Raw genomic sequence first — 21,549 nt, forward strand, 5'->3', positions numbered from 1 at the left:
AGAGGACAACCCCATGAAGTTCGAAGGCACCCGCGATTACGTCGCCACTGACGACCTGAAACTGGCCGTGAACGCGGCGATTACCCTCGAACGCCCGCTGCTGGTCAAGGGCGAGCCGGGCACCGGCAAGACCATGCTCGCCGAGCAACTGGCGGCTTCATTCGGTGCGCGCTTGATTACCTGGCACATCAAGTCCACCACCAAGGCCCAACAGGGCCTGTACGAGTATGATGCGGTCAGCCGCCTGCGCGACTCGCAACTGGGCGTGGACAAGGTCCACGATGTGCGCAATTACCTGAAGAAGGGCAAGCTGTGGGAGGCGTTCGAGGCCCAGGAGCGGGTCATTCTGCTGATCGATGAAATCGACAAGGCCGACATCGAGTTCCCCAACGACCTGCTGCAAGAACTCGACAAGATGGAGTTCTACGTCTACGAGACGGATGAGACGATCAAGGCCACGCAGCGGCCGATCATCATCATTACCTCGAACAACGAAAAAGAACTGCCTGACGCCTTTCTGCGTCGCTGCTTCTTCCATTACATCGCCTTCCCCGACCGCAGCACCCTGCAGCAGATCGTCGATGTGCACTACCCCAACATCAGCCAGTCGCTGGTCAGCGAAGCGCTGGATGTGTTCTTCGACGTGCGCAAGGTGCCAGGCCTGAAAAAGAAGCCGTCCACCTCCGAACTGGTGGACTGGCTCAAGCTGCTGATGGCTGACAACATCGGCGAAGCCGTATTGCGCGAGCGCGACCCCACCAAGGCCATTCCGCCGCTGGCCGGTGCGCTGGTCAAGAACGAGCAGGACGTGCAACTGCTGGAGCGCCTGGCCTTCATGAGCCGGCGCGGCAACCGCTGACGGAGCCGGGCCATGCTGCTCAACCTGTTCAATGAAATGCGCGCGGCCAAGGTGCCCGTGTCGGTACGCGAACTGCTCGACCTGCACCAGGCCCTGCAGCGGCACGTGGTGTTCGCCGACATGGACGAATTCTACTACCTGGCCCGCGCCATTCTGGTGAAGGACGAGCGCCACTTCGACAAGTTCGACCGCGCCTTCGCCGCCTACTTCAACGGCCTTGAGAACCTCGACAGGCACATCGAGGCGCTGATCCCCGAAGATTGGCTGCGCAAGGAATTCGAGCGTTCGCTGAGCGACGAGGAACGCGCGCAAATCCAGTCGCTGGGTGGCCTGGACAAGCTGATCGAAGCGTTCAAGCAGCGCCTTGAAGAGCAAAAGGAGCGCCACGCCGGCGGCAACAAGTGGATCGGCACTGGTGGCACCAGCCCGTTCGGCTCGGGTGGCTACAACCCCGAAGGGATCCGCGTGGGCGATGCCGGCAAGCGCCAGGGCAAGGCCGTGAAGGTGTGGGACCAGCGCGAGTACCGCAACCTGGACGACCAGGTGGAACTGGGTACCCGCAACATCAAGCTGGCCCTGCGGCGGCTGCGCAAGTTCGCCCGGGAAGGTGCTGCAGAAGAGCTGGATATCGACGGCACCATCGACCACACCGCCCGCGATGCCGGCCTGCTGAACATCCAGATGCGCCCGGAGCGGCGCAACACGGTGAAGCTGCTGTTGCTGTTCGACATCGGTGGGTCGATGGATGCCCACGTCAAAGTGTGCGAGGAGCTGTTCTCGGCGTGCAAGACCGAGTTCAAGCACCTGGAGTACTACTACTTCCACAATTTCGTCTACGAGTCGGTGTGGAAGAATAACCTGCGCCGCACCTCGGAGCGGTATTCAACCTTTGATCTGCTGCACAAGTACGGCGATGACTACAAGGTGGTGTTCGTGGGGGACGCCGCCATGGCGCCTTATGAAATCACTCAGCCCGGCGGTAGCGTGGAACACTGGAATGAAGAGGCCGGCTATGTGTGGATGCAGCGCTTCATGGAGAAATTCAGGAAGATCATCTGGATCAACCCGTACCCCAGGCAGGCCTGGGACTACACCGCGTCCACCCACCTAGTACGGGACTTGATCGAAGACAAGATGTACCCGCTGACCTTGCAGGGGCTGGAAGACGGGATGCGGTATTTGTCGAAGTGAGCGTTGGGGCTTGTGGCATGTGTTCGCTGCAACACGGTTTACGCTTATGAGATCGAGCGCCGCCGCGCGGCGCATCGCGAGCTGCGCTCGCTCCTACATTTTTTGGGCCAATTACGCTGCAATAACCGTAGGAGCGAGCAAAGCTCGCGATAGGGCCACAAGCCTTACAACCAACGGCCCAGGTAACGCTGCTGCTCACGCCAGGCCTCATCCTGTACCACCGGCCTGAACCGCACGCCCGCCCCTGGCATGCACTGCGCCAGCTGGGCCAGCGCAAGGGGTGTCAGCGCGCCCAGCCGCGGATACCCACCAATGGTCTGCCGGTCATTGAGCAACACGATCGGCTGGCCATCCGGCGGCACCTGCACCGCACCCAGCGGTATGCCTTCGGAAATCATCGGCGCGCCCTGATAGACCAGTTGCGGGCCTAACAGGCGAATGCCCATGCGGTCGGCCCGGCTGTCCAGCGTCCACTCCCGGTTGAATGCCTCGAACAAGCTGGTACCACTGAAATCGCCAATTTGCGCGCCTATCACCATATCCAGCACGGGGTTTTGTGCAACGGGTGGGCGCTGCGCCAGCGGCACCTCGCGCAGCGGGGCGACAGTACCGGCAAACATCAGGCACTGGCCTTTCACCAGTGCAGCACCCTGCCCGTCCACACCCCCCAGCCCCTCACGCACCACGGTGGCACAACTGCCCAGCACCGGCGTGCCGTGAAAACCGCCTGGGGCTGCCAGATAGGCCCGCACACCGTTCCCGGGGTGTTGGAAGCTGAGACGCTGCCCCTTGGCCAGCCTGAAGCTGCGCCAAGGCTGCAGGGGCTCATCATCGATGCAGGCGTGCAGGTGCGCGCCGGCCAGGGCCAGTACGCAATCCTGCCGGGCCTCGACGCAGAAGCCACCCAACGCCACCTCGACCACCGGCGCGCCGAGCGCATTGCCCAGCAGCCAGTTGGCCCAGTACAGGGCCACCCAATCCAGCGCGCCGCCCTGGGTCACGCCCAGGTGACGTACCCCGAAGCGCCCGGCGTCTTGCAACTGGCACAGTGGCGTGCTGGCCAGGATCTGCAAATGATTCATGGCTGCGCCTCGTCATCGCCGCCCAACGCCAGGAACTGGCTGCGCGAAACCGGCACGAAACGCACGCGGTCACCGGGTTGCAGCAGACTGAAGCCTTCACGCTCGCGGTCGAACAACCGCACCGGGGTACGCCCGATCAGGTTCCAGCCACCTGGCGATACCGCCGGGTACGCCGCCGTCTGGCGCTCAGCAATGCCCACGCTACCCGCCGCCACCTGCTTGCGCGGGGTGCTCAGGCGCGGGCTGGCCAGGCGTTCGTCCACCAGGCCCATGAAGCCAAAGCCGGGGGCAAAGCCCAGGGCGAACACAGGGTAATCACGTTCGCTGTGCACGCGAACCACCTCGGCCTCGCTCAAACCGCTGCGGGCTGCCAGCACGGGGAGTTCTGGGCCGACACTGGCGTGGTACCACACCGGAATTTCATGCCGGCGGCCACCACTCCCGGCGTCTGGCTGCAGGCCTTCCAGCGCCTGGGCGATCAACGCCCTCGCCTCGCTGGGTGGCAAGGCGAACTGCACCATCAAGGTGGTGTAGGAAGGCACGAGGTCCAACAGGTGCGCGCCAAATGCCATACTCAGGCGCTGGCTGGCGGCTAGCATCCACGGCATGTTGGCCTCGTCGATACGCTGGAACAGCCGCACCATCAGGGTGTCGATGGCGACGACCTCGATGCGCGGCGTCACCGAGCCCCCAGCGCATCGAGGGCCTGACGTATCTGCCGCACCGCTGCCACCGAACTGTCGTTGTCGCCGTGCACGCAGAGCGTGGTGGCCTCCAGGCACAGGGTGCTGCCATCGTTCGCTACCAGCGTGTCGCCCCGGGCCAGGCTAACCGCTTGCTCCACCACCCGCACCGGGTCGTGGTGCACAGCACCGGGCAAGCGGCGCGACACCAGATGGCCGCTGGCCGTATAGCCGCGGTCGGCGAATGCCTCGAACCACAATGGCACGCCGAGCTCATCACCCAAGGCCTGGGCGGGGCGATTGTCGGCGGTGGCCATCAGCACCAGCGGCAGGTCGCCGCTGTAGGCCGCCACAGCTTCCAGCACGGTACGCAGAACAAGCGGGTCGGCCATCATGTCGTTGTACAGCGCGCCGTGGGGCTTCACATAGGCCACACGCCCGCCCTGCACCTTGCAGATGCCGCCCAGCGCGCCGATCTGGTAGTGCAGCAGGTCGCGGATTTCTTCCGGGCTGCAGGCCATGGAGCGGCGGCCAAAGCCGACCAGGTCCGGGTAGGCCGGGTGGGCGCCGATGCTCACCCCATGCTCCAGCGCCAGTGCCACGGTGCGGCGCATGGTGCCAGGGTCGCCAGCGTGGTAGCCGCAGGCGATGTTGGCGCAATCGATGTAAGGCATCACCCCGGCATCCAGGCCCATGCGCCAGTTGCCGAAACTCTCACCCATGTCACAATTGAGCAGCATGTGAAGCCTCCCGATACTTGACCGTCAGCGCCAACTCTCCTTCACCACCCGGCGGCGCCCACCCACTATCAACCAGCCTATGCCCAGCAACACGCTTTCCACCAGGAATGCGAGCACGAACCCGCCCCCCACGCCCCAGCCGATCGCCTCAGGGACCAACACGATCTGGTAGGTGTAGCCATTGAGGGTTTCTTCGCGCAGCTGCGGGTCGGCCTGCACCAGCACATGCCAGGTGCGCTGCGCCCATGACCCTTGCAGGGCCTGCCATTCGGTTTCCAGCAACTGGTTGCGGATCATCAGACTTTCGATGCTGTTGGCATCGCTGCTGAACACCGGGTCGTCGCTGCTGCGGTAGTGCCGCAGCAGGGCTTGGAGGTCGCCATTGAAGAAGCGCTCGGCTGTCTGGCGGAAGCCGTCCAGCGCCTCGCGGGATTCGAACAGGTGCGCCTCGACACGCTGGCTATAGTCCTTGACCAGCCCCGGGACCTGGATACCGACCAGCAGGCCGAAGGTGAACAGCAGCAACCGCAGGTAACTTCTGAACATGCAGCGTCCTTAGCTTTGGCCGTGCGCGGTGCACTCTCCGTGCCGCCACAGGGCCCATTGACCTGGCTCGTAACGGTTCCAGGTCTCGTTCTCGGTCAAGGCCTCGGTGGCGATCACCGTGACCACGTCGTTGGGGGTGGTTTGGGTATGGAAATCAACAATCAGGTCGACATCCTTCAACCGCGCCGCACCAAAGGGGGCCCGACGGGTGATGTGCACCAGCTTGGTGGAGCAGAAACAGAACAGCCAGTCCCCGTCACTGAGCATGCAGTTGAACACCCCCAGGCTTCGGTAACCGGCACAGGCTTCGACCAGCACCGGCAACAGCTGTTCAACCGGCACGGGGTCGGGGAAGGCGCTGCGCACGCGGTTGAGCAAGTCGCAGAAGGCCGCTTCGCTGTCGGTGTCGCCCACCGGCCGATAGAAGCCATTGCCACCCTTGAAATCACCCAGCTGACCGTTGTGCGCAAAGCACCAGCTGCGGCCCCACATTTCCCGCACGAAGGGGTGGGTATTGGCCAGGCAGACCTTGCCCACGTTGGCCTGGCGAATATGGCCGATCACCACCTCGCTCTTGATCGGGTAGCGCTGTACCAGGTTGGCCACCTCCGACTCGCTGCTGGCGGCCGGGTCCTGGAACAGGCGCAGGCCACGCCCTTCATAGAAGCCAATGCCCCAGCCGTCACGGTGCGGGCCAGTACGCCCACCGCGCTGCATCAGGCCGGTGAAGCTGAATACGATATCGGTGGGAACGTTGGCACTCATGCCCAGCAGTTCGCACATGGCTATGTCTCCGCTTACAAACGGGGCTCGACCCGGCCACCGCCCTGGGGGGCGGCTGGCGCGGGGTCGCGGTAACGGTCGTGGCGCTCCGCAGCCAACGGTGCCTGCGCAGCAAGCTGCTCTTCTTCGGCCGCCTCGCGCTGGGCAGCCGCTTCTGCGCGCAGGCGCCGCTCACGGGCGCGTTTTTCCAGCGGCCAGCGCAGCAGCACGAAGACGCCATACAGGATAAAGGCGATGAGCCCGTACATGGCGAAGTCCGACACCGCCCGCCAGGCGTTGTTGCCGACCTTGAAGGCGACGTCCAGGGCGGTGATGGCGATGGCCGGGGCGAAGTTGTCCTTCACCGGGTCGACCACGGTCGGGGTGAACAGCAACACGGCCAGTACTACCAGCAGCGGCTCGCGCAGCCAGCGCCACATCCAGGCGGTGAGCTTGAAGCCCACCAGCAGGCAACCCAGGGCCGCCACTGCGTACAGGCCCCAGGCAAGGGTGTAGTCGTTCTCGATCATGGTGTGGGTGCAAGCCAGGCAAATAGATGCCTATGATAAACACTTTTCCGGGCGCAGACAGCGTCTCCCTGTTTCGGCCAAGAGATCCCCAATGCCCAGCAAGCCACAGCCGCCCATCGCCCGCGCCGACCATGCCGCCGACCCGTACGCCTGGCTGCAACAGCGCGACACCCCTGAAGTGCTCGCCTACCTGCACGCCGAAAACGACTACCAGCAAGCCTGCCTGGCAGACCAGGCACCCCTGCGCGAGCAGCTGTTCGAAGAAATAAAGGGCCGCATCCAGGAAACCGACCTGTCGCTGCCCACTCCATGGGGGCCGTACCTGTACTACACCCGCACCACGGCGGGGGATGAATACCCACGCCACTACCGCTGCCCGCGCCCTGCCGACGACTCCAACACCGTCGACCAGGCCCAGGAGCAACTGCTGCTCGACCCCAACGCCCTGGCAGGCGGTGGCTTCCTGTCGCTGGGCGCCTTCAATGTCAGCCCGGACCACCGCCTGCTGGCCTACAGCCTGGATACCAGCGGCGACGAAATCTACACCCTCTACGTGAAGGACCTCGCCACCGGCGCGCTTACCACCCTGCCCTTCGAAGAGTGCGACGGCAGCCTGACCTGGGCCAACGACAGCCAGACGCTGTTCTTCGCCGAGCTTGACGACACCCATCGCCCCTGGCGCCTGCGCCGCCACACGCTGGGTAGCGATGCTGCGCACACGGTGTTCGAAGAGCCAGACGGGCGGTTCTTCCTGCATTGCTACCGCACCAGTTCCGAACGCCAGCTGGTGCTGCTGCTGGGCAGCAAGACCACCAGCGAAGCCTGGGTGCTGGATGCCGATGCCCCGCAGCAGCCGTTCACCTGCCTGGCATCACGCGAGGAAGGCCACGAATACTTCCCCGACCACGGCCAGCTGGACGGTGAGTGGCGCTGGTTCATCCGTACCAACCAGGACGGCATCAACTTCGCCCTGTACCACGCCCCGTCTACGCCAGTGCCTGGCCGTGACGCCTGGCAGCAACTGGTCGCGCACCGTGACGACATCATGCTGGAGGGGCTGAGCCTGAATGCCGAGGCGCTCACCCTGAGCCTGCGCGAGGGTGGCTTGCCCATCATCGAAGTACGCCCTCAGGGCCTGCCTGCCTACCGGGTGCAGTTGCCTGACGCTGCCTATAGCCTGTACGTGCAGGACAGCCTGGAATTCGCCAGCCCGCGCCTGCGCTTGCGCTACGAAGCACTCAACCGCCCGGCCCAGGTGCGCCAGCTGGAACTGGCCGACGGTGCCCAGGTGGTGCTCAAGCAAACCCCGGTACTGGGCCCCTTCGATGCTGACGACTATGTCAGCGAACGGCTGTGGGCCACCGCAGCGGACGGTACCCGGGTGCCGATCAGCCTGGTGCGTCGCCGTCAGGACCTGGGCCGCACGGTACCGCTGTACCTCTATGGCTATGGCGCCTACGGCGAGAGCCTGGACCCGTGGTTTTCCCACGCGCGGCTGAGCCTGCTCGAGCGCGGCGTGGCCTTTGCCATTGCCCACGTGCGCGGCGGCGGTGAACTGGGTGAGGCCTGGTACCGCGCCGGCAAGCAGGCGCACAAGCACAACACCTTCAGTGACTTCATTGCCTGCGCCGAACACCTGATTGGCGAAGGCGTGACGGCCAGCGACCGGCTGGCCATCAGTGGCGGCAGTGCGGGTGGCCTGTTGATCGGTGCTGTGCTGAACCTGCGCCCCGACCTGGTGCGTTGCGCCATTGCCGAGGTGCCGTTCGTCGACGTGCTCAACACCATGCTCGACCCCGAGCTGCCGCTGACGGTGACCGAGTACGATGAATGGGGCAACCCGCAGGAGCCGCAGGTGTACGAGCGGATCAAGGCCTATGCCCCCTACGAGAACGTGAAGGCACAAGCCTACCCCGCCATGCTGGTGGTGGCCGGCTACAACGACAGCCGCGTGCAATATTGGGAGGCCGCCAAATGGGTGGCGCGCCTGCGTACCTGCAAGACCGACAGCCACCTGCTGCTGCTCAAGACCGAGATGGGCGCTGGCCACGGCGGTATGAGCGGGCGCTACCAGGGGCTGAAGGACGTGGCACTGGAATATGCGTTCGTGCTGGGTGAGCTGGGGGTGTAGCCGGCACCTGCCGGCGCTGTGATCACTTGCCGGGCGTCACGGGTTTGTCTGCCTCCTGGCGCAAACCTGGCAGTGGCTGGTCCTTCGGCGGCCCGGGCACGGGCATCGGCGGCAGCAGCGGCGCCCCTGGTTCAGGGTCGTAGGCCTTGGGCGGGCTGCTTGGGGTGATCTGCGGGTAGGGCGTTGGGGTTGGCGTGCCGGGTGCGCCGGGCACCGGCGTGCTCAACCTGGGCGGTGTGCTGGCGGCTTCGGCCAACGGCACGCCTGCCAGCATCGTCATGGCGAGGATCGCAGCGAGCATCAGCAACCTCCTGTCTAGAAACTTCCTACAGGCTACGCTGATATTGCGGTTTGTGCCTGTCCGTCAGCCCTGCAAGCGCGCTAGACTCGATGGCATAACCGTCACCTGCCTGATAAGAACGAAGGAAACACCATGACCTCCTCCACTTCCGCCGCCACTGCGCGCCTGGACCGTATTCTGGCCGATGCCAAGCGCGACAAGGAAATGGGCTACCGCGACAAGGCCCTGAGGATGTACCCCCACGTGTGCGGCCGCTGCGCCCGGGAATTCGCCGGCAAGCGCCTGAGCGAGCTGACGGTGCACCACCGCGACCACAACCACGACAACAACCCGCAGGACGGCTCCAACTGGGAACTGCTGTGCCTGTACTGCCACGACAACGAACATTCGCGCTACACCGACCAGCAATACTTCAGCGAAGGCTCCACCAGCACCCCCAGCATCGCCAAGGCCACCCACAACCCGTTCGCCGGCCTGGCAGGCCTGCTGAAGAAGGACTGACCATCGAGCCCCCGCTACGGCCGGGCAGCCCGTATAATCGCGCTTTTTTGCGAAGGGCCCCGGTACGTGGCTAACAAACGATACAGTTGCATTGGCCTGTTCAACCCCAAGTCGGCCGAAAACGTTGGCTCGGTCATGCGCGCAGCAGGCTGCTACGGGGTCAACTCGGTGTTCTATACCGGCAAGCGCTACGAGCGCGCCCGTGACTTCGTCACCGACACCAAGCGTGTGCACTACGACATCCCGCTGATCGGCATCGACGACCTGCAACGCATCATTCCGCTAGGCTGCACGCCTGTGGCGGTAGAACTGGTGGAGGGCGCCCGCCCGCTGCCCGAATACACCCACCCAGACCGCGCACTCTACATCTTCGGCCCCGAAGACGGCAGCCTCAGTGCCGAGGTACGTGCATGGTGCGAAGAAACCATCTACATCCCTACCGAAGGCTGCATGAACCTGGCGGCGACCGTGAACGTGGTGCTGTATGACCGCCTGGCCAAAGGGCTCAATACCCGCTCGGGGCCCAAGTTCAAGTAGGTGCACGTGCCGCTGGCGAGGCTGCCCGGCAACCCGACTGAACGACGCCAAGGGCAGGCGGGTCAGCTGCATACACTTCACAAGGAGGGCTTGCCATGCTTGATAACCATGCTATTGCGCCATCAAAGGACCAGAACGTTCACGGCATCGAGCGCGTCAGCTCGCTGGCGGGTGGGGCGCTGATGGTCACCCGGGGGCTGCGTCAGGGCGGTGTGCTTGGGCTGCTGAAGGTAGCTGTGGGCGGCCTGGCGCTGGCCCGGGGTCTGAGCGGCCACTGCGCCACAAAGGCCTGGCTGCAGCGCAACCGCCAGGAGTACAACCGGCTGCGTACAGACCTGCAACGCAGCGGTGCCGAGCTGGAGGCCTTGAAAGACAGCGCCAAAGCGGCTACTGAAGGCGTTACGGTGACCGGCAAGGACCCTGTGGCTGATGCCTGATGCGTAGGGCGTGGAGCCTTTAACGCAAGGCTTTGCTCTGTAACACGTCGGAGCTGCGCCCCAGCACGTTCTCGCTGATCTTCACGAACTCCTCCGTGCTGACGCTTGGCAGGCGCATCAAACCGCGCGCCACGTCATCGAGAGAACGCTTGGCCTGGGTGTGGATGCGGATTTCCTTGTCCAGGGCCTGCAGCAACATCACGCCCCGCGCTACCTGGGCGGGGCTGGCCTGGTCACCCTTGAGTGTGGTGACCTTGGCGCCCTGCTTGCTGAGCCGCGCCTGCCAGGCCTGATAACGGTCGTCGCTCATGCCACCAGACCGGCGCAGCAGTTCGCTGGCGTAGTAATCCGTCAGGCTCTCCACCAGCCAGTCACTGCCGTCGCGTGCGCGAATCTGGGTAAACAGCTGCACGACCTCGCGCAACAATGGGCTGCTGCCGTTCTCGCTGACCATTGGCCTGCCGCTGTGCAGGTACAGCGAGCCATGGGCCGCCATTGCCCCGCGCCACATGCCGTCCCGGGCACCGACCACCAACAGTTTGGGTGGGTTGCGCGGGAACGTCGCCTGCAGCTGTGGCCATACAAAGGTGAGCAAGGTCAGGCTGTCCATGCGCCGCATACCCTGCCCCACGGGCGCTGCCACGGTCACATCGGTGTCGCCCAGGCGGGCGCGGCGGCTGCCTAGGTCGCCGGCCAGTATCCAGCCTGTCGGGCGGTCGAACAGCCGCGAGCTGTCGTCGATACGGAACTTGTCCTTGCCGATACGCGGCCAGGCGGTTTCGACGCTTTTCCAGCCCTCGGGGAGGTCGAAGGTGAGCCGCGCGACCAGTTCGGTGCCGTCCTGCTGGTCGAGATGCGCAGGTGGAATCAGCTGATCGCCCTGGAACAGCGCCCAGTGCGGGGTGATCCTGGTGCCATAGGCGCCGTTACTGTGCTTCTGGTCCAATTGCACGCGGTAGCTGAGGCTGGTCTTGCCGGAGGCCGGTTGCCACACACCGTGCTGGCCACGCAGCTGCCACTGGCCGTCGGCCTGGAAACCGCTGTACGCGCCGAGCTTGCCCAGGTCGAAGTCCAGGCTGCGCACAGCACTGCCGTCAGCCAAGGTGACGCGAACTTCGGCCTGGCCGCTGGCGGGCATCAAGCGTACCTGGTAGTCCAGGTCGACCTTTTTCGCCCAGGCGGGTGAGGCGGCCAGCAGGCCCAACAGCAACAACGGGTGGCAACGCATAACACAACTCCTTGTCCCCCGCCGCAGCGAGGCGCGCCGTTAACTGGCGCGGAAAATCAGGTGGTCTTCCCAGTCATCTTCGTGCACGGCCTGCTCACTGAGCATACGCCCAGCCTGGGAGATGCGCTGTTCGTGCACCTGCTGGCGGTCACCGCAAACCAGGTGGTGCCAGGCCGGCAGGTCCTTGCCTTCGCTGACCAGCCGGTAACCGCAGGTGCTGGGCAGCCAGCGGAACTGGTCGGCCTTGCCCGGGGTAAGCTGAATGCAATCGGGTACGTGGGCAAAGCGGTTGGGGTAGTCGCTGCACTGGCAGGTGTTCAGGTCCAGCAACTTACAGGCGATGCGCGTGTAATAGACGCTGTTGTCATCTTCATCCTCAAGCTTTTGCAGGCAGCACAGCCCGCAGCCATCGCACAGCGATTCCCACTCTTGCAGGCTGAGTTGTTCAAGGGTTTTACCACGCCAGAACGGCGCGTTTTCAGCGTTCATCCCATGGTTTTCCTGCATTGGGGCAGCTACAAGCTGCAAGCCAGAAGCTGCAAGCAAAGGCAACGCGTACGGCTTTGTCTTGCCGCTTGCAGCTTGTAGCTTGCAGCTATCCTTAGTAGCCGCGCGTGAAATCGACTTCACCGCGCAGCGCCTGCCCGGCGCCATAAGCTCGCACATTTTCGACGAACAACCGCACCATCGCTGCGGGCGAGGTCGGCGCCGAGCTGTGGCCAGTCAGCAACAGGCCCCAGGCGGTCCAGAATGGGTGCTGCCGGGGCAACGGCTCCTGGCGGCACACATCGATCACCGCACCGGCCAGGTGGCCCTGCTTCAAGGCCTCCACCAGGTCGCCATCGACCACTGACACACCGCGCCCGGCATTGATGAACAACGCCGTGGGCCGGAAGCGCCTGAACATGGCCGCGTCATAGATATCATGGGTGGCCGGTGTATCGGGCAGCAAGTTCAATACATAGTCCACCTCGCCCACCAGGCGTGGCAGGTCCTCAAGCGCCGCAACCTCGACGAACGGCGCCTGCTCCCGGGCGCTACTCGCCACGCCATAGAGCACCACACCAAACGGCTGCAGAAACGCCGCCACGCGCTGGCCGATATCACCGGTGCCCACCACCAGCACCTTGCGCCCTTCGAGGGAGCAGCCCTGACGGTCATCCCAGCGCCGCTCCACCTGGCTGACCAGGCGCGACAATACCTCCCGCTCATGCCCCAGCATGTAGGTCAGCATGTACTCCGCCATCACCTGGCCGAAAATGCCCACTGCCCGGGTGAGGCGGTAGCTGCGTGGCAGGCCCGGCGCCAGCAGCGGCGTGATCCCGGCCCAGGTGGTCTGCACCCATTGCGGCACATGGCCCTGGCGCAGCAGGCTAGCCAGCAGGTCTGGCTGGCCCAGCCACACCGGGCACTGCGCAGCAAAGCGCGACAGTTGCGCGGAGTCACCGCTGGTCAGCACTTCAAGGTCAGGTGCGGCCTGGGCCAGCAGTTCGGCATAACGCGCATGCTTATGCTCGGCAATCAGTACACGCATGATCAGGCCGGGTCGTTACGGCGCAGCAACTCTTCGGGCAGGTGCTCGATGTAGTCGTCGTCCGGTGGCGGCATTTGCAGGTGATAGCCCTGGTTTTCCAGGTTCTCCAGCACCTTGGCGATGTCTTCACGGGCCAGCTTGCGCTCTGGGGTCAACACCAGGTCAAAGGCATGCTGGGGGGTGCCGAAAAACGGCAGCAGGGCTTCGGGCACGCGCTCCAGGCCATCGGCCTTGAGCAGGTACAGGTACATTTCGCGCTTGCGCGGGCTCTTGTAGATGGAGCAGATACGTTTCATCGGGTTTCTCCGGCGCCTGCCAGGCTGTTCAGCAGGGCCTGGCCCATGCGCTCGCGACGCCAGCCGCGCAGCGAATCGGGCAATTGATAAGGGCCATTGGGGTAGCCGCTCTTGAGCAACGCCTCAAGGGTTTTCTTGCGCAGCATCAGCTCGGGCGCAATGCCCAGGCGCTCACCTTCGGCCTGCCCCACCGCGCGCAGCTGTTTCAAAATGCCGGAGGCTTCGATGGGCAACGGCTCGGGCAGTACCGGCGGCCACTGTTCCGGGGGCAGGCTGGCCGCACGCTTGATCAGCTGGACGAGAAACTCGCCGTCCTGGCGAATGGTACGTGGGTGCATCTCGTCGATGCGAGCCAGGGCTGCCAGGTTGCTGGGCTGGCTCTTGGCCATGGGCCACAGCGAGTGCTCCTTGAGGATGCGATTGCGGGGCACGTCACGCTGGCGCGCTTCGCGCTCGCGCCAGGCGCACAGCTCGCGCAACACCGCCAACTGCTGAGGCGCCAACTTCCAGGCCAGCTTCACGTCACGGTACAGGCCCTCGGGTTCCACGTCACGGCGCAGCTGGGCCACAAGCTCGGCACCGTCCTCCAGCACCCACGCGTACTTGTCGTCGGACAGGCGCGGGCGCACGGCACTGAACAGCTCCGCCAGGTGCACGGCATCCTCGGCGGCATAGCTGACCTGGGTATCGGAGAGCGGACGCTGCAGCCAGTCGGAGCGCGTCTCGCCTTTCGGCAAGTCGATACCGAGCACCTCCTGCACCAGCCGCGAATAGCCCATGGAGAAACCCAGGTTCAGGTAACCCGCCGCCAGCTGGGTGTCGAACAACGGCTGCGGCAAACGCCCGGTCAGACGCAGCAGCACCTCGAGGTCTTCGCTGCAGGCATGCAGTACCTTGACCACACCGTTGTCTTCGAGCAGGTCGGCAAGGGGTTGCCAGTTGCCGATGAGCAGTGGATCGATCAGGAAGGCGCGCTTGCCGTCACCGATCTGGATCAACCCGGCCTTGGGGTAGAAGGTGTCGACGCGCATGAATTCGGTATCGACGGCGACGAAAGGCAGTTGGCGCCAGTCGCTGCAATGTGCGGCCAGGCTCTGGTCGTCACGGATCCAGTGTATTTCGATGGCCACGAGGCTCTCCCACTAACATTGGCGCGCAGTATATACGGCGCGGGCACTGCGGGTGAAACCCAGGCCATCATCATTACCGACCAAGGGTGCTATTGGCCGTTGGCAGCGGCAAGCCAGGGGCGGCAGCCGGCAAACAGGTCCAGGGACCGCTGATACACCCCGGTATGCACCTGCAACAGGCCGAGCATCGAGTGGAACAGGTTGTCCTGGGACAACGGCGCATCGCCCAGCTTGGCCAGGCAACCGGTGTCCACGCCGAAGTCCTGCTGGTAGCTGTCGGAGAACCAGGCCAGCAACGGTATGTGCTTTTGCTGCTCGGGGGCGATGGCGTAAGGGGTGCCATGCAGGAACAGGTTGTACTCGCCCAGCGACTCGCCATGGTCCGACAGGTAGATCATGGCCGTGTCCACCTTGTCCTGCTTGCTGCGCAGGGTATCGATGAGCGACGCCAGCACACGGTCGGTATAGGCCAGGGTGTTGTCGTAGCCGTTGATGATCTCCTGCTGGCTGCACTGGTCCAGGGCGTTGCTCTGGCACACCGGGGTGAAGCGCTGGTCGGCTTGCGGGTAGCGTTTGAAGTAGTCGGGGCCGTGGCTGCCCATCTGGTGCAGCACCAGCACGGTGTCTCTGTCGAGGTTGTCGATCAGTTCGCCCAGCCCTTGCAGCAGCACTTGGTCGTGGCATTCGCCGCCTGCGCACAATTGCGGGTCTTTCAGGTTGGTGAGGTTGACGTACTGCACACGGTCGCAGGTGCCCTTGCAGCCGGACTGGTTGTCGCGCCACTGCACGTCCAGGCCGACACGCTTGAGGATGTCCAGCAGCCCTTCACGGTTTTTTGCCACGCGGGCGTCATAGTCCTTGCGCGCCATGCCAGAGAACATGCACGGCACCGACACTGCCGTTTCGGTGCCACACGAGTGCACATCGGAAAACGCCAGCAGGCCCTGTTCCTTCGCCAGGTTCGGCGTAGTGTCGCGGTCGTAGCCCAACACCCCAAAGTGGTCTGCACGGGCGCTCTCCCCGACCACCAGCACGGTCAGCGACTTGCGCTGGTGGCTGTGCCAGGCAGCGTCGCGGCTGGCATCTTCACCATACGGCTGGAACGGCCGCGAGGCTGTGGACACGCGCTCGCTCACATAGGTCATGGATGCGCCGACGATATTGCTGGGCGTCAGCATCAGGCGCAATTCATGGTGGTTGCGCAGCAGCGACGACAGGCCCTGGTAGTTGGCCAGGCCCACCGAGCCCAAACCCACCACGCACGCCGCACTGACCACCAGTTTGCCCAGCAGCTCGCGCTGCCAGGTGCGGTACACAACAGGGGCTTTCCACAGCAGCAGCGAAGGCACCACACCCAGCCCGAGTATGTACAAAGCGAACTTCAGCGACATCAGGTCGCGGACTTCGGCCACGTTGGTTTCGGCCATGTTGGCGAACATGCCGGCGTCGATCAGCACACCATAACGGTTCATGAAGTACGCCACACCCGCGCCGCTCATGAACAACACGATCAGCAACGGCTTGAGCACGTAGCGGAAGGCGCACAGGGTCAGTATCAGGTTGAAGGCGAACAGCATCAGCACGGCGAACGCAAGGCTCAGCCACAAGCCCGGCAAGCCAGGCGGCACCACTTGTTCGAGGTGCTGCCAGAGAAAGAAGTTGAAGCCGATCAGCAGGTACAGGCTGGCCAGCAGCGTGACCCATTCGGTCCGCAGGGGTTTGATGTTGGGCATGGGCGTTCACAACCAGGCATGAGACCTCCCGGGCCGGATGGCACCGGGAGCAAACTGCGCGAACTCTAGAAAGCGTGCCATCAATTTTATGTGAAAAATAACGTTACAATTCCGTGAGTCGCCTGTTTTCATGTGCCGAATGCAACTTGTTCAGCTGGCGTTCAGCCAACCCCGGCCGCCAGAGCCGGCCAAAGGCAGCTATCCTCAGTGGTCAGGACCTTACCGACTACCCTGACCGAGGTGAAGAAATGCCAGTTCCGCATGACCTGCTCGCTGACTTGCACGTAACCGCCGATGCCTTCCAGGCGCTCATTGACAAGGACCAGACGCTGCACGCACTGCACAAGGAATACAACGCCAAGGACAAGGAGGTGCTCGCTGCAGAAAGCAACGGCACCAGTGACGATGTGGTCAACCGGCTGCGCAAGGAGCGGCTGCTGATCAAGGACAAGATCGAGCGCGTCATTCACGCACCGGGGGCATGACCCCTTCCGGCGCTTGAACCTCTTCGCCCATAGCAGCGTCGCCCATGCCAGCAGCCGTGCCTCAAAGGCTGCTGGTCACCAATTGGGTGGTGATCAGACCTGCCAGCCAAAGCAGACATATCGTCCCCACGGCATAAGACAACGTACGCCATGGTTGCCAGTGCCCCAAGTAGGTAACCGTATGCATGATGCGCGCGACCGTGAATGCGCCAAATAACCAGGGTGCGGGACCGGTGGGCCCGTCCAGCGCTACATAGAGCCCCCCGAGAACGAAGAACAAGGGAATATTCTCCAAATCGTTCGACCAAGCCTGCGACGCCCGGGCCACCTGCGGAAGCTCTTCTGCGCTGGCTGCGCGACCAACCAGGCGTGCATCCTCCGCATTTTTGAAGGTCATGCGCCCGATGCGGTAAAACCCTTGGTAGCACGATATCGCCAACATCTTGCCGAACAACACCAGTACGCACAGGGTATAGCTGTAGAGAACGACGCTCATATCTACTCCTTTAGATGGGCATCAAGGTTTACGCCAAGGTGGCTACCGGGTAATCAGGGCGCCGAGGGCGTTTTCAAGGTCCTCGATCAGGTCAGCGCTGTCTTCGATCCCCACCGACAGCCGTAGCAGGTTTTCGCTGATCCCCATCACACCCTTCTGCTCGGGGCTGAGGGAGCAGTGGGACATGCTCCACGAATGGTTGATCATGCTTTCCACCCCGCCCAGCGAATCGGCCAGCACAAAAATCTGCAAAGCCTCCACCAGGCGGTTCATGGCAACTCGGTCGCCTTTTACCTTCATGGCCACCACTGCCCCGCCACTGCGCATCTGGCGTTTGCACAGTTCATGCTGCGGGTGGCTTTCGAGGCCCGGGTAGTACACCTGCTGCACCTGGGGGTGGCGTTCGAGCATGCGCGCCACGCGCAGCGCGTTGGCGCATTGGCGCTCCATACGCACGTCCAGGGTTTTCAGGCCACGCAGCGCCAGGTAGCAGTCGAACGGGCCCTGCACCGCACCGATCGCCATGCTGATACGGCGCAGGCGGTGCAGCAGTTCGTAGCTGGCGGCCACCACCACGCCGCCAGTCAGGTCGGAGTGGCCACCGATGTACTTGCTGGCCGAATGCATCACCAGGTCTACACCCAAGGTGATCGGGCGCTGGTTCCAGGGGGAGCAGAACGTGTTGTCGATGCAGGTGAGGATGCCCCGCGCGCGGGCAAGGTCGCACACCGCCCTGATATCGACCAGGTGCAGCAGGGGGTTGGTGGGCGACTCGATCCAGATCAGCCGGGTTTCCGGCTTGATGGCCGCAGCCACAGCCTGCAGGTCGTTGAGGTCGACATAGGTAGTGGTCAGGCCTGAGGTGTGGCTGCGGTAATCTTCCATGATGCGGAAGGTGCCGCCGTACACGCCGTTCATCACCACCACGTGGGCGTCCTTGGGCAGCAGTTCCAGCACGGTGGCCGTGGCGTTTACCCCGGACGCGCAGGCGACCGCGCCGGCGCCCTCTTCCAGGGCCGCCACGCAGGTTTCATAAGCGTGCCGGGTGGGGTTGCCCACGCGGCTGTAGGAATACTCGGGCTTGTCGTCCAGGCCGCGTTTGATGAACGAGCTGGCAGTGACGATTGCAGGGAAGATGGCATTGTCGGCGACGCTGAATTGCTCGCCGGCATGGATGGTTCGGGTGGCGAAATGGCGCGGCTTGTCGGACATGGTCAGGCCCATTGGCAGAGGTGAAGCTGCCACTATCGCACAACCCCAAAGTGCTGGCCTTGGGGTAACCTGTGAAAACTTCTTCGCCAAGGCCTGCGCCTGATATGGACAGCTTCGACCAACACATTCTCACCCTGCTGCAGCGCGATGCCTCGGTGTCCCTCAAGGACCTGGCCGAGGCGGTAAACCTGTCCACCACCCCTTGCTGGAAGCGCGTCAAGCGCCTGGAGGACGAGGGTTACATCGTAGGCCGCGTCGCCCTGCTGGACCCTGAACGGCTAGGGCTGGGGCTGACGGTGTTCGTGCAACTGAAAACCCAGCGGCACGACAGCGTCTGGCTGGAGCAGTTTGCGGCAACCGTGACCGCGTTCGAGGAGGTAATGGAGTTCTATCGTATGTCCGGTGATTGGGACTACATGCTGCGGGTGGTGGTGGGGGACATCGCCGCGTATGACCGGTTCTACAAGAAGCTGATCAACAGTACCGATGGGCTATCGAACATCACGTCCAGTTTTGCCATGGAGCAGATGAAGTACACCACGGCGTATCCGGTGCATCGTTCCTGATGCTGAGTGGCTGTACTGGGGCCTGCCGCCGTCAATCAGCCGCCAGCACCGCCTCGATCCGGTTGCCCGCTCTGGCCTTCTCGACCTTGATTGCCACAAACTTGGAGGTCGGCGTGTAGGTGCCGTCGCCGTAACTGTCCAGCGGCACCAGCGGGTTGGTTTCGGGGTAGTAGGCCGCGGCCTGCCCCTCAGGCACGTCGTAGGCCACCAGGCGGAAGCCCGATACGCGACGCTCCACGCCATCTTCCCACAGCGACACCAGGTCTACCTGCTCACCGGGCTCGAAACCCAGGCGGCGGATGTCGGCTTCGTTGACGAAGACCACTTCACGTAGCCCGAATACACCGCGATAGCGGTCGTCCAGGCCGTACAAGGTCGTGTTGTACTGATCGTGGGAGCGCAGCGTCTGCAGAATGAGGTCAGGCGTGTCACCCCGGGCCAGCACTTTGGCGTTGACCAGCTGCTCAGGCAGTGCATGCGGGCTGAAGCGGGCCTTGCCGGTAGCCGTGCGCCAGGTGCGTTGAGCGGCGGCATTGCCCAGGTGGAAGCCGCCAGGTTCTTGCAGGCGCTCGTTGAACGCGGCAAAGCCTGGGATCACGTCGGCGATCATGCTGCGAATACGGCCATAGTCTGCCACGGCGTATTCCCAGTCGATTGGCTGCTTGCCTAGGGTGGCCTGGGCCATGCCGGCGACAATCCACGGCTCCGAGCGCAGGTGCGGCGAGCGCGGCCGCAGTTGCCCATGGGAGATGTGCACCATGCTGAAGGTGTCCTCCACCGTTACCCCTTGCGGGCCGTTGGCCTGCACGTCGATTTCGGTCCGGCCCAGGCACGGCAGGATCAGCGCATCCCCCCCAGTGACCAGGTGCGAACGGTTGAGCTTGGTGGATATCTGCACGGTCAACGCGCATTTGCGCAGCGCCGCGTGGGTGCGCGGGGTGTCTGGCGTGGCTTGGGAGAAGTTCCCGCCCAAGGCGATGAATACCTTCGAGCGCCCCTCTTCCATGGCCTTGATCGCCAGCACAGCGTTGTGGCCGTGGGCACGGGGCACGCGGAACTCGAAGCGCTTCTCCAAAGCATCGAGCAACGCCGGCTTGGGCTTTTCGTCGATACCCATGGTGCGGTCACCCTGCACGTTGCTGTGACCGCGCACCGGGGAAAGCCCAGCCCCCGGTTTACCAACGTTGCCCCGCAACAACTGCAGGTTGACGATTTCCTGCACGGTAGGCACCGAATGCCGGTGCTGGGTAACGCCCATGGCCCAGCACATGATCACCCGCTCGGCCTTGCGGTACATGCGCGCAGCCAGCTCGATCTCGGCCTGGGTAAGCCCGGACTGCTCCACGATATGCGCCCAGGGCGTGGTATCCACGGCTTGCAGGTAGGCGTCCACGCCGCTGGTGTGCTCGGCGATGAACGCGTGGTCGAACACCGCCGGCGCACCGCTTGCCTGGGCCTCGCGTTCCCATTGCAACAGGTATTTGGCGATGCCGCGCATCACTGCCATGTCGCCGCCCAGGTTCGGGCGGAAATACGCCGTGTTGGTGGGCTCGGAGCCGTTGCTGAGCATTTCGAACGGGTGCTGGGGGTGCTGAAAGCGCTCCAGCCCGCGCTCCTTGAGGGGGTTGAAACACACCACCTGTGCGCCGCGCTTCACGGCCTCGCGCAACGGCTCAAGCATGCGTGGGTGGTTGGTCCCGGGGTTCTGGCCAATCACGAAGATGGCGTCGGCCAGTTCCAGGTCGTGAAACACCACCGTGCCCTTGCCCACGCCGAGGGTTTCGGACATCCCCACGCCGCTGGCCTCGTGGCACATGTTGGAACAGTCGGGGAAGTTGTTGGTGCCATAGGCGCGCACGAACAGCTGGTAGAGGAAGGCGGCTTCATTGCTGGCGCGGCCTGAGGTGTAGAACTCGGCCTCATCGGCCGAACCGAGTGCGCGCAGGTGCCGGGCGATCAGGGCGAACGCCTCCTCCCAGCTGGTTTCCACGTAATGGTCAGTGGCGGCGTCGTAGCGCATGGGGTGGGTGAGCCGGCCCTGGTACTCCAGCCAATAGTCGGTCTGTTCGGCCAGGGCGCTGACGCTGTACTTGGCAAAGAAGGCAGGGTCCACCGAACGGCCGGTGGCCTCCCAGTTGACGGCTTTGGCCCCGTTCTCGCAAAACTTGACCATATCGCTTTCCGGCGACTCGCCCCAGGCGCAGCCGGGGCAGTCGAAGCCACCGTTCTGGTTGGTCTTGAGCATGGCCCGCAGGTTCTTGAAGGCGTTTTCGCTGCCCAGCCAGCTTTTGGTGACGCTCTTGAGCGCCCCCCAGCCGGCGGCGGCGCCTTTGTAGTCCCTGATGTGGTCGTCTTGGCTCATGCGGTGAATCCTCACGCTACGGTGCTTTGATTCAGCCTACGGAGCGTGGTGCTGGGGCGTCCAATCGAAAGATCTTACGGAGTGATAAGCGGTTTCGATGATGAGCCCCAGGCCGCGATAGAGCCTGTTTATCATACGGTCGGGCAAAGCAATTTGACTGCCCTGCCCCCAGGTTATAGCTTGGAGGCGTACCCCACCCATTCGAGT

Annotated in this window: 24 protein-coding genes; 8 read left to right on the plus strand and 16 right to left on the minus strand. The window is 63.8% G+C overall.

Going from position 1 to position 21,549, the window contains the following annotated elements:
• Window positions 1–13 precede the first annotated feature (13 nt).
• Together IAE36_RS15070 and IAE36_RS15075 are read left to right on the plus strand one after the other, a co-directional pair.
• Entirely contained in the window at window positions 14–859 is an 846-nt protein-coding gene (locus IAE36_RS15070) for an AAA family ATPase (RefSeq protein WP_028635428.1), read from the plus strand.
• 12 nt (window positions 860–871) lie between these two features.
• Window positions 872–2,050, plus strand: coding sequence for a vWA domain-containing protein (locus tag IAE36_RS15075; protein ID WP_201213208.1), 1,179 nt, complete (start codon window positions 872–874; stop codon window positions 2,048–2,050).
• A 164-nt stretch (window positions 2,051–2,214) separates the two neighbouring features.
• On the opposite strand, the gene IAE36_RS15080 is transcribed toward IAE36_RS15075, so the two are convergent.
• Genes IAE36_RS15080 through IAE36_RS15105 form a run of 6 tightly spaced genes read right to left on the minus strand, consistent with a single transcriptional unit; the run spans window position 2,215 to window position 6,393 of the window.
• Complete coding sequence (locus IAE36_RS15080) at window positions 2,215–3,132, minus strand: biotin-dependent carboxyltransferase family protein (protein WP_201213209.1); 918 nt, start codon at window positions 3,130–3,132, stop codon at window positions 2,215–2,217.
• Entirely contained in the window at window positions 3,129–3,815 is a 687-nt protein-coding gene (gene pxpB / locus IAE36_RS15085; RefSeq protein ID WP_201213210.1) for a 5-oxoprolinase subunit PxpB, read from the minus strand. The genes IAE36_RS15080 and pxpB overlap by 4 nt, the downstream gene beginning before the upstream one ends.
• Window positions 3,812–4,555, minus strand: coding sequence for a 5-oxoprolinase subunit PxpA (locus IAE36_RS15090; protein ID WP_201213211.1), 744 nt, complete (start codon window positions 4,553–4,555; stop codon window positions 3,812–3,814). Before IAE36_RS15090 ends, pxpB begins: the two co-directional genes overlap by 4 nt.
• Window positions 4,556–4,579: 24 nt before the next feature.
• Complete coding sequence (locus tag IAE36_RS15095) at window positions 4,580–5,101, minus strand: DUF2937 family protein (protein ID WP_201213213.1); 522 nt, start codon at window positions 5,099–5,101, stop codon at window positions 4,580–4,582.
• A gap of 9 nt (window positions 5,102–5,110) precedes the next feature.
• Complete coding sequence (locus IAE36_RS15100; RefSeq protein ID WP_201213215.1) at window positions 5,111–5,884, minus strand: class II glutamine amidotransferase; 774 nt, start codon at window positions 5,882–5,884, stop codon at window positions 5,111–5,113.
• A gap of 14 nt (window positions 5,885–5,898) precedes the next feature.
• Complete coding sequence (locus IAE36_RS15105) at window positions 5,899–6,393, minus strand: MFS transporter (RefSeq protein ID WP_201213217.1); 495 nt, start codon at window positions 6,391–6,393, stop codon at window positions 5,899–5,901.
• Between the two features lie 91 nt (window positions 6,394–6,484).
• On the opposite strand from IAE36_RS15105, the gene IAE36_RS15110 reads away from it, so the two are divergent.
• On the plus strand, window positions 6,485–8,524 hold the full coding sequence (locus IAE36_RS15110; RefSeq protein WP_201213219.1) for a S9 family peptidase: 2,040 nt from the start codon (window positions 6,485–6,487) through the stop codon (window positions 8,522–8,524).
• Between the two features lie 22 nt (window positions 8,525–8,546).
• On the opposite strand, the gene IAE36_RS15115 is transcribed toward IAE36_RS15110, so the two are convergent.
• Window positions 8,547–8,825: a hypothetical protein gene (locus IAE36_RS15115; protein WP_028635419.1), complete on the minus strand. Its 279-nt coding sequence runs from the start codon at window positions 8,823–8,825 to the stop codon at window positions 8,547–8,549.
• A 132-nt stretch (window positions 8,826–8,957) separates the two neighbouring features.
• Between IAE36_RS15115 and IAE36_RS15120 the strand changes: the two genes are divergently transcribed.
• From IAE36_RS15120 to IAE36_RS15130, 3 genes are all read left to right on the plus strand, one after another.
• On the plus strand, window positions 8,958–9,326 hold the full coding sequence (locus IAE36_RS15120; RefSeq protein ID WP_028635418.1) for a YajD family HNH nuclease: 369 nt from the start codon (window positions 8,958–8,960) through the stop codon (window positions 9,324–9,326).
• 66 nt (window positions 9,327–9,392) lie between these two features.
• Window positions 9,393–9,863 carry an RNA methyltransferase gene (locus IAE36_RS15125; RefSeq protein ID WP_028635417.1) on the plus strand — a complete coding sequence of 157 codons (471 nt, stop codon included), beginning with the start codon at window positions 9,393–9,395 and terminating at the stop codon, window positions 9,861–9,863.
• Between the two features lie 95 nt (window positions 9,864–9,958).
• Window positions 9,959–10,300 (plus strand): YgaP family membrane protein, encoded by a 342-nt coding sequence (locus IAE36_RS15130; RefSeq protein WP_201213221.1) that lies wholly within the window; start codon window positions 9,959–9,961, stop codon window positions 10,298–10,300.
• Window positions 10,301–10,319: 19 nt separating this feature from the next.
• On the opposite strand, the gene IAE36_RS15135 is transcribed toward IAE36_RS15130, so the two are convergent.
• From IAE36_RS15135 to IAE36_RS15160, 6 genes are all read right to left on the minus strand, one after another.
• A complete protein-coding gene (locus tag IAE36_RS15135; protein ID WP_201213223.1) occupies window positions 10,320–11,528 on the minus strand; it encodes a hypothetical protein in 1,209 nt (402 codons plus the stop codon).
• Between the two features lie 39 nt (window positions 11,529–11,567).
• Entirely contained in the window at window positions 11,568–12,017 is a 450-nt protein-coding gene (locus tag IAE36_RS15140) for a YcgN family cysteine cluster protein (RefSeq protein ID WP_060481342.1), read from the minus strand.
• A 112-nt stretch (window positions 12,018–12,129) separates the two neighbouring features.
• A complete protein-coding gene (locus tag IAE36_RS15145) occupies window positions 12,130–13,062 on the minus strand; it encodes a D-2-hydroxyacid dehydrogenase (RefSeq protein ID WP_201213225.1) in 933 nt (310 codons plus the stop codon).
• Between the two features lie 2 nt (window positions 13,063–13,064).
• A complete protein-coding gene (locus IAE36_RS15150) occupies window positions 13,065–13,358 on the minus strand; it encodes a YcgL domain-containing protein (RefSeq protein ID WP_028635412.1) in 294 nt (97 codons plus the stop codon).
• Window positions 13,355–14,488, minus strand: coding sequence for a ribonuclease D (rnd, locus tag IAE36_RS15155; protein ID WP_201213227.1), 1,134 nt, complete (start codon window positions 14,486–14,488; stop codon window positions 13,355–13,357). The genes IAE36_RS15150 and rnd overlap by 4 nt, the downstream gene beginning before the upstream one ends.
• Before the next feature lie 89 nt (window positions 14,489–14,577).
• Window positions 14,578–16,221, minus strand: coding sequence for a phosphoethanolamine transferase (locus IAE36_RS15160; RefSeq protein WP_201213228.1), 1,644 nt, complete (start codon window positions 16,219–16,221; stop codon window positions 14,578–14,580).
• A gap of 248 nt (window positions 16,222–16,469) precedes the next feature.
• Between IAE36_RS15160 and IAE36_RS15165 the strand changes: the two genes are divergently transcribed.
• Complete coding sequence (locus IAE36_RS15165) at window positions 16,470–16,706, plus strand: YdcH family protein (protein WP_201213229.1); 237 nt, start codon at window positions 16,470–16,472, stop codon at window positions 16,704–16,706.
• A gap of 61 nt (window positions 16,707–16,767) precedes the next feature.
• Here IAE36_RS15165 and IAE36_RS15170 read toward each other — a convergent pair whose 3' ends face one another.
• Complete coding sequence (locus IAE36_RS15170; RefSeq protein WP_201213230.1) at window positions 16,768–17,202, minus strand: MAPEG family protein; 435 nt, start codon at window positions 17,200–17,202, stop codon at window positions 16,768–16,770.
• Window positions 17,203–17,244: 42 nt separating this feature from the next.
• Window positions 17,245–18,426 (minus strand): trans-sulfuration enzyme family protein, encoded by a 1,182-nt coding sequence (locus IAE36_RS15175; RefSeq protein ID WP_201213250.1) that lies wholly within the window; start codon window positions 18,424–18,426, stop codon window positions 17,245–17,247.
• A gap of 92 nt (window positions 18,427–18,518) precedes the next feature.
• Between IAE36_RS15175 and IAE36_RS15180 the strand changes: the two genes are divergently transcribed.
• A complete protein-coding gene (locus IAE36_RS15180) occupies window positions 18,519–18,980 on the plus strand; it encodes an Lrp/AsnC family transcriptional regulator (RefSeq protein ID WP_028635407.1) in 462 nt (153 codons plus the stop codon).
• A 31-nt stretch (window positions 18,981–19,011) separates the two neighbouring features.
• On the opposite strand, the gene IAE36_RS15185 is transcribed toward IAE36_RS15180, so the two are convergent.
• Window positions 19,012–21,342: an FdhF/YdeP family oxidoreductase gene (locus IAE36_RS15185; RefSeq protein WP_201213231.1), complete on the minus strand. Its 2,331-nt coding sequence runs from the start codon at window positions 21,340–21,342 to the stop codon at window positions 19,012–19,014.
• Window positions 21,343–21,549: the final 207 nt, after the last annotated feature.

The sequence above is a fragment of the Pseudomonas sp. S36 genome, assembly GCF_016647875.1.
Taxonomy (GTDB): Bacteria; Pseudomonadota; Gammaproteobacteria; order Pseudomonadales; family Pseudomonadaceae; genus Aquipseudomonas; species Aquipseudomonas parafulva.

Excerpts from the sequence above, each read along its gene's own strand:
- IAE36_RS15070 (WP_028635428.1), top strand. The coding sequence starts at position 14 with ATGAAGTTCGAAGGCACCCGCGATTACGTCGCCACTGACGACCTGAAA.
- IAE36_RS15075 (WP_201213208.1), top strand. The coding sequence starts at position 872 with ATGCTGCTCAACCTGTTCAATGAAATGCGCGCGGCCAAGGTGCCCGTG.
- IAE36_RS15080 (WP_201213209.1), bottom strand. The coding sequence starts at position 3,132 with ATGAATCATTTGCAGATCCTGGCCAGCACGCCACTGTGCCAGTTGCAA.
- IAE36_RS15090 (WP_201213211.1), bottom strand. The coding sequence starts at position 4,555 with ATGCTGCTCAATTGTGACATGGGTGAGAGTTTCGGCAACTGGCGCATG.
- IAE36_RS15095 (WP_201213213.1), bottom strand. The coding sequence starts at position 5,101 with ATGTTCAGAAGTTACCTGCGGTTGCTGCTGTTCACCTTCGGCCTGCTG.
- IAE36_RS15100 (WP_201213215.1), bottom strand. The coding sequence starts at position 5,884 with ATGTGCGAACTGCTGGGCATGAGTGCCAACGTTCCCACCGATATCGTA.
- IAE36_RS15105 (WP_201213217.1), bottom strand. The coding sequence starts at position 6,393 with ATGATCGAGAACGACTACACCCTTGCCTGGGGCCTGTACGCAGTGGCG.
- IAE36_RS15110 (WP_201213219.1), top strand. The coding sequence starts at position 6,485 with ATGCCCAGCAAGCCACAGCCGCCCATCGCCCGCGCCGACCATGCCGCC.
- IAE36_RS15115 (WP_028635419.1), bottom strand. The coding sequence starts at position 8,825 with ATGCTCGCTGCGATCCTCGCCATGACGATGCTGGCAGGCGTGCCGTTG.
- IAE36_RS15120 (WP_028635418.1), top strand. The coding sequence starts at position 8,958 with ATGACCTCCTCCACTTCCGCCGCCACTGCGCGCCTGGACCGTATTCTG.
- IAE36_RS15130 (WP_201213221.1), top strand. The coding sequence starts at position 9,959 with ATGCTTGATAACCATGCTATTGCGCCATCAAAGGACCAGAACGTTCAC.
- IAE36_RS15135 (WP_201213223.1), bottom strand. The coding sequence starts at position 11,528 with ATGCGTTGCCACCCGTTGTTGCTGTTGGGCCTGCTGGCCGCCTCACCC.
- IAE36_RS15140 (WP_060481342.1), bottom strand. The coding sequence starts at position 12,017 with ATGAACGCTGAAAACGCGCCGTTCTGGCGTGGTAAAACCCTTGAACAA.
- IAE36_RS15145 (WP_201213225.1), bottom strand. The coding sequence starts at position 13,062 with ATGCGTGTACTGATTGCCGAGCATAAGCATGCGCGTTATGCCGAACTG.
- IAE36_RS15150 (WP_028635412.1), bottom strand. The coding sequence starts at position 13,358 with ATGAAACGTATCTGCTCCATCTACAAGAGCCCGCGCAAGCGCGAAATG.
- IAE36_RS15160 (WP_201213228.1), bottom strand. The coding sequence starts at position 16,221 with ATGCCCAACATCAAACCCCTGCGGACCGAATGGGTCACGCTGCTGGCC.
- IAE36_RS15165 (WP_201213229.1), top strand. The coding sequence starts at position 16,470 with ATGCCAGTTCCGCATGACCTGCTCGCTGACTTGCACGTAACCGCCGAT.
- IAE36_RS15170 (WP_201213230.1), bottom strand. The coding sequence starts at position 17,202 with ATGAGCGTCGTTCTCTACAGCTATACCCTGTGCGTACTGGTGTTGTTC.
- IAE36_RS15175 (WP_201213250.1), bottom strand. The coding sequence starts at position 18,426 with ATGGGCCTGACCATGTCCGACAAGCCGCGCCATTTCGCCACCCGAACC.
- IAE36_RS15180 (WP_028635407.1), top strand. The coding sequence starts at position 18,519 with ATGGACAGCTTCGACCAACACATTCTCACCCTGCTGCAGCGCGATGCC.
- IAE36_RS15185 (WP_201213231.1), bottom strand. The coding sequence starts at position 21,342 with ATGAGCCAAGACGACCACATCAGGGACTACAAAGGCGCCGCCGCCGGC.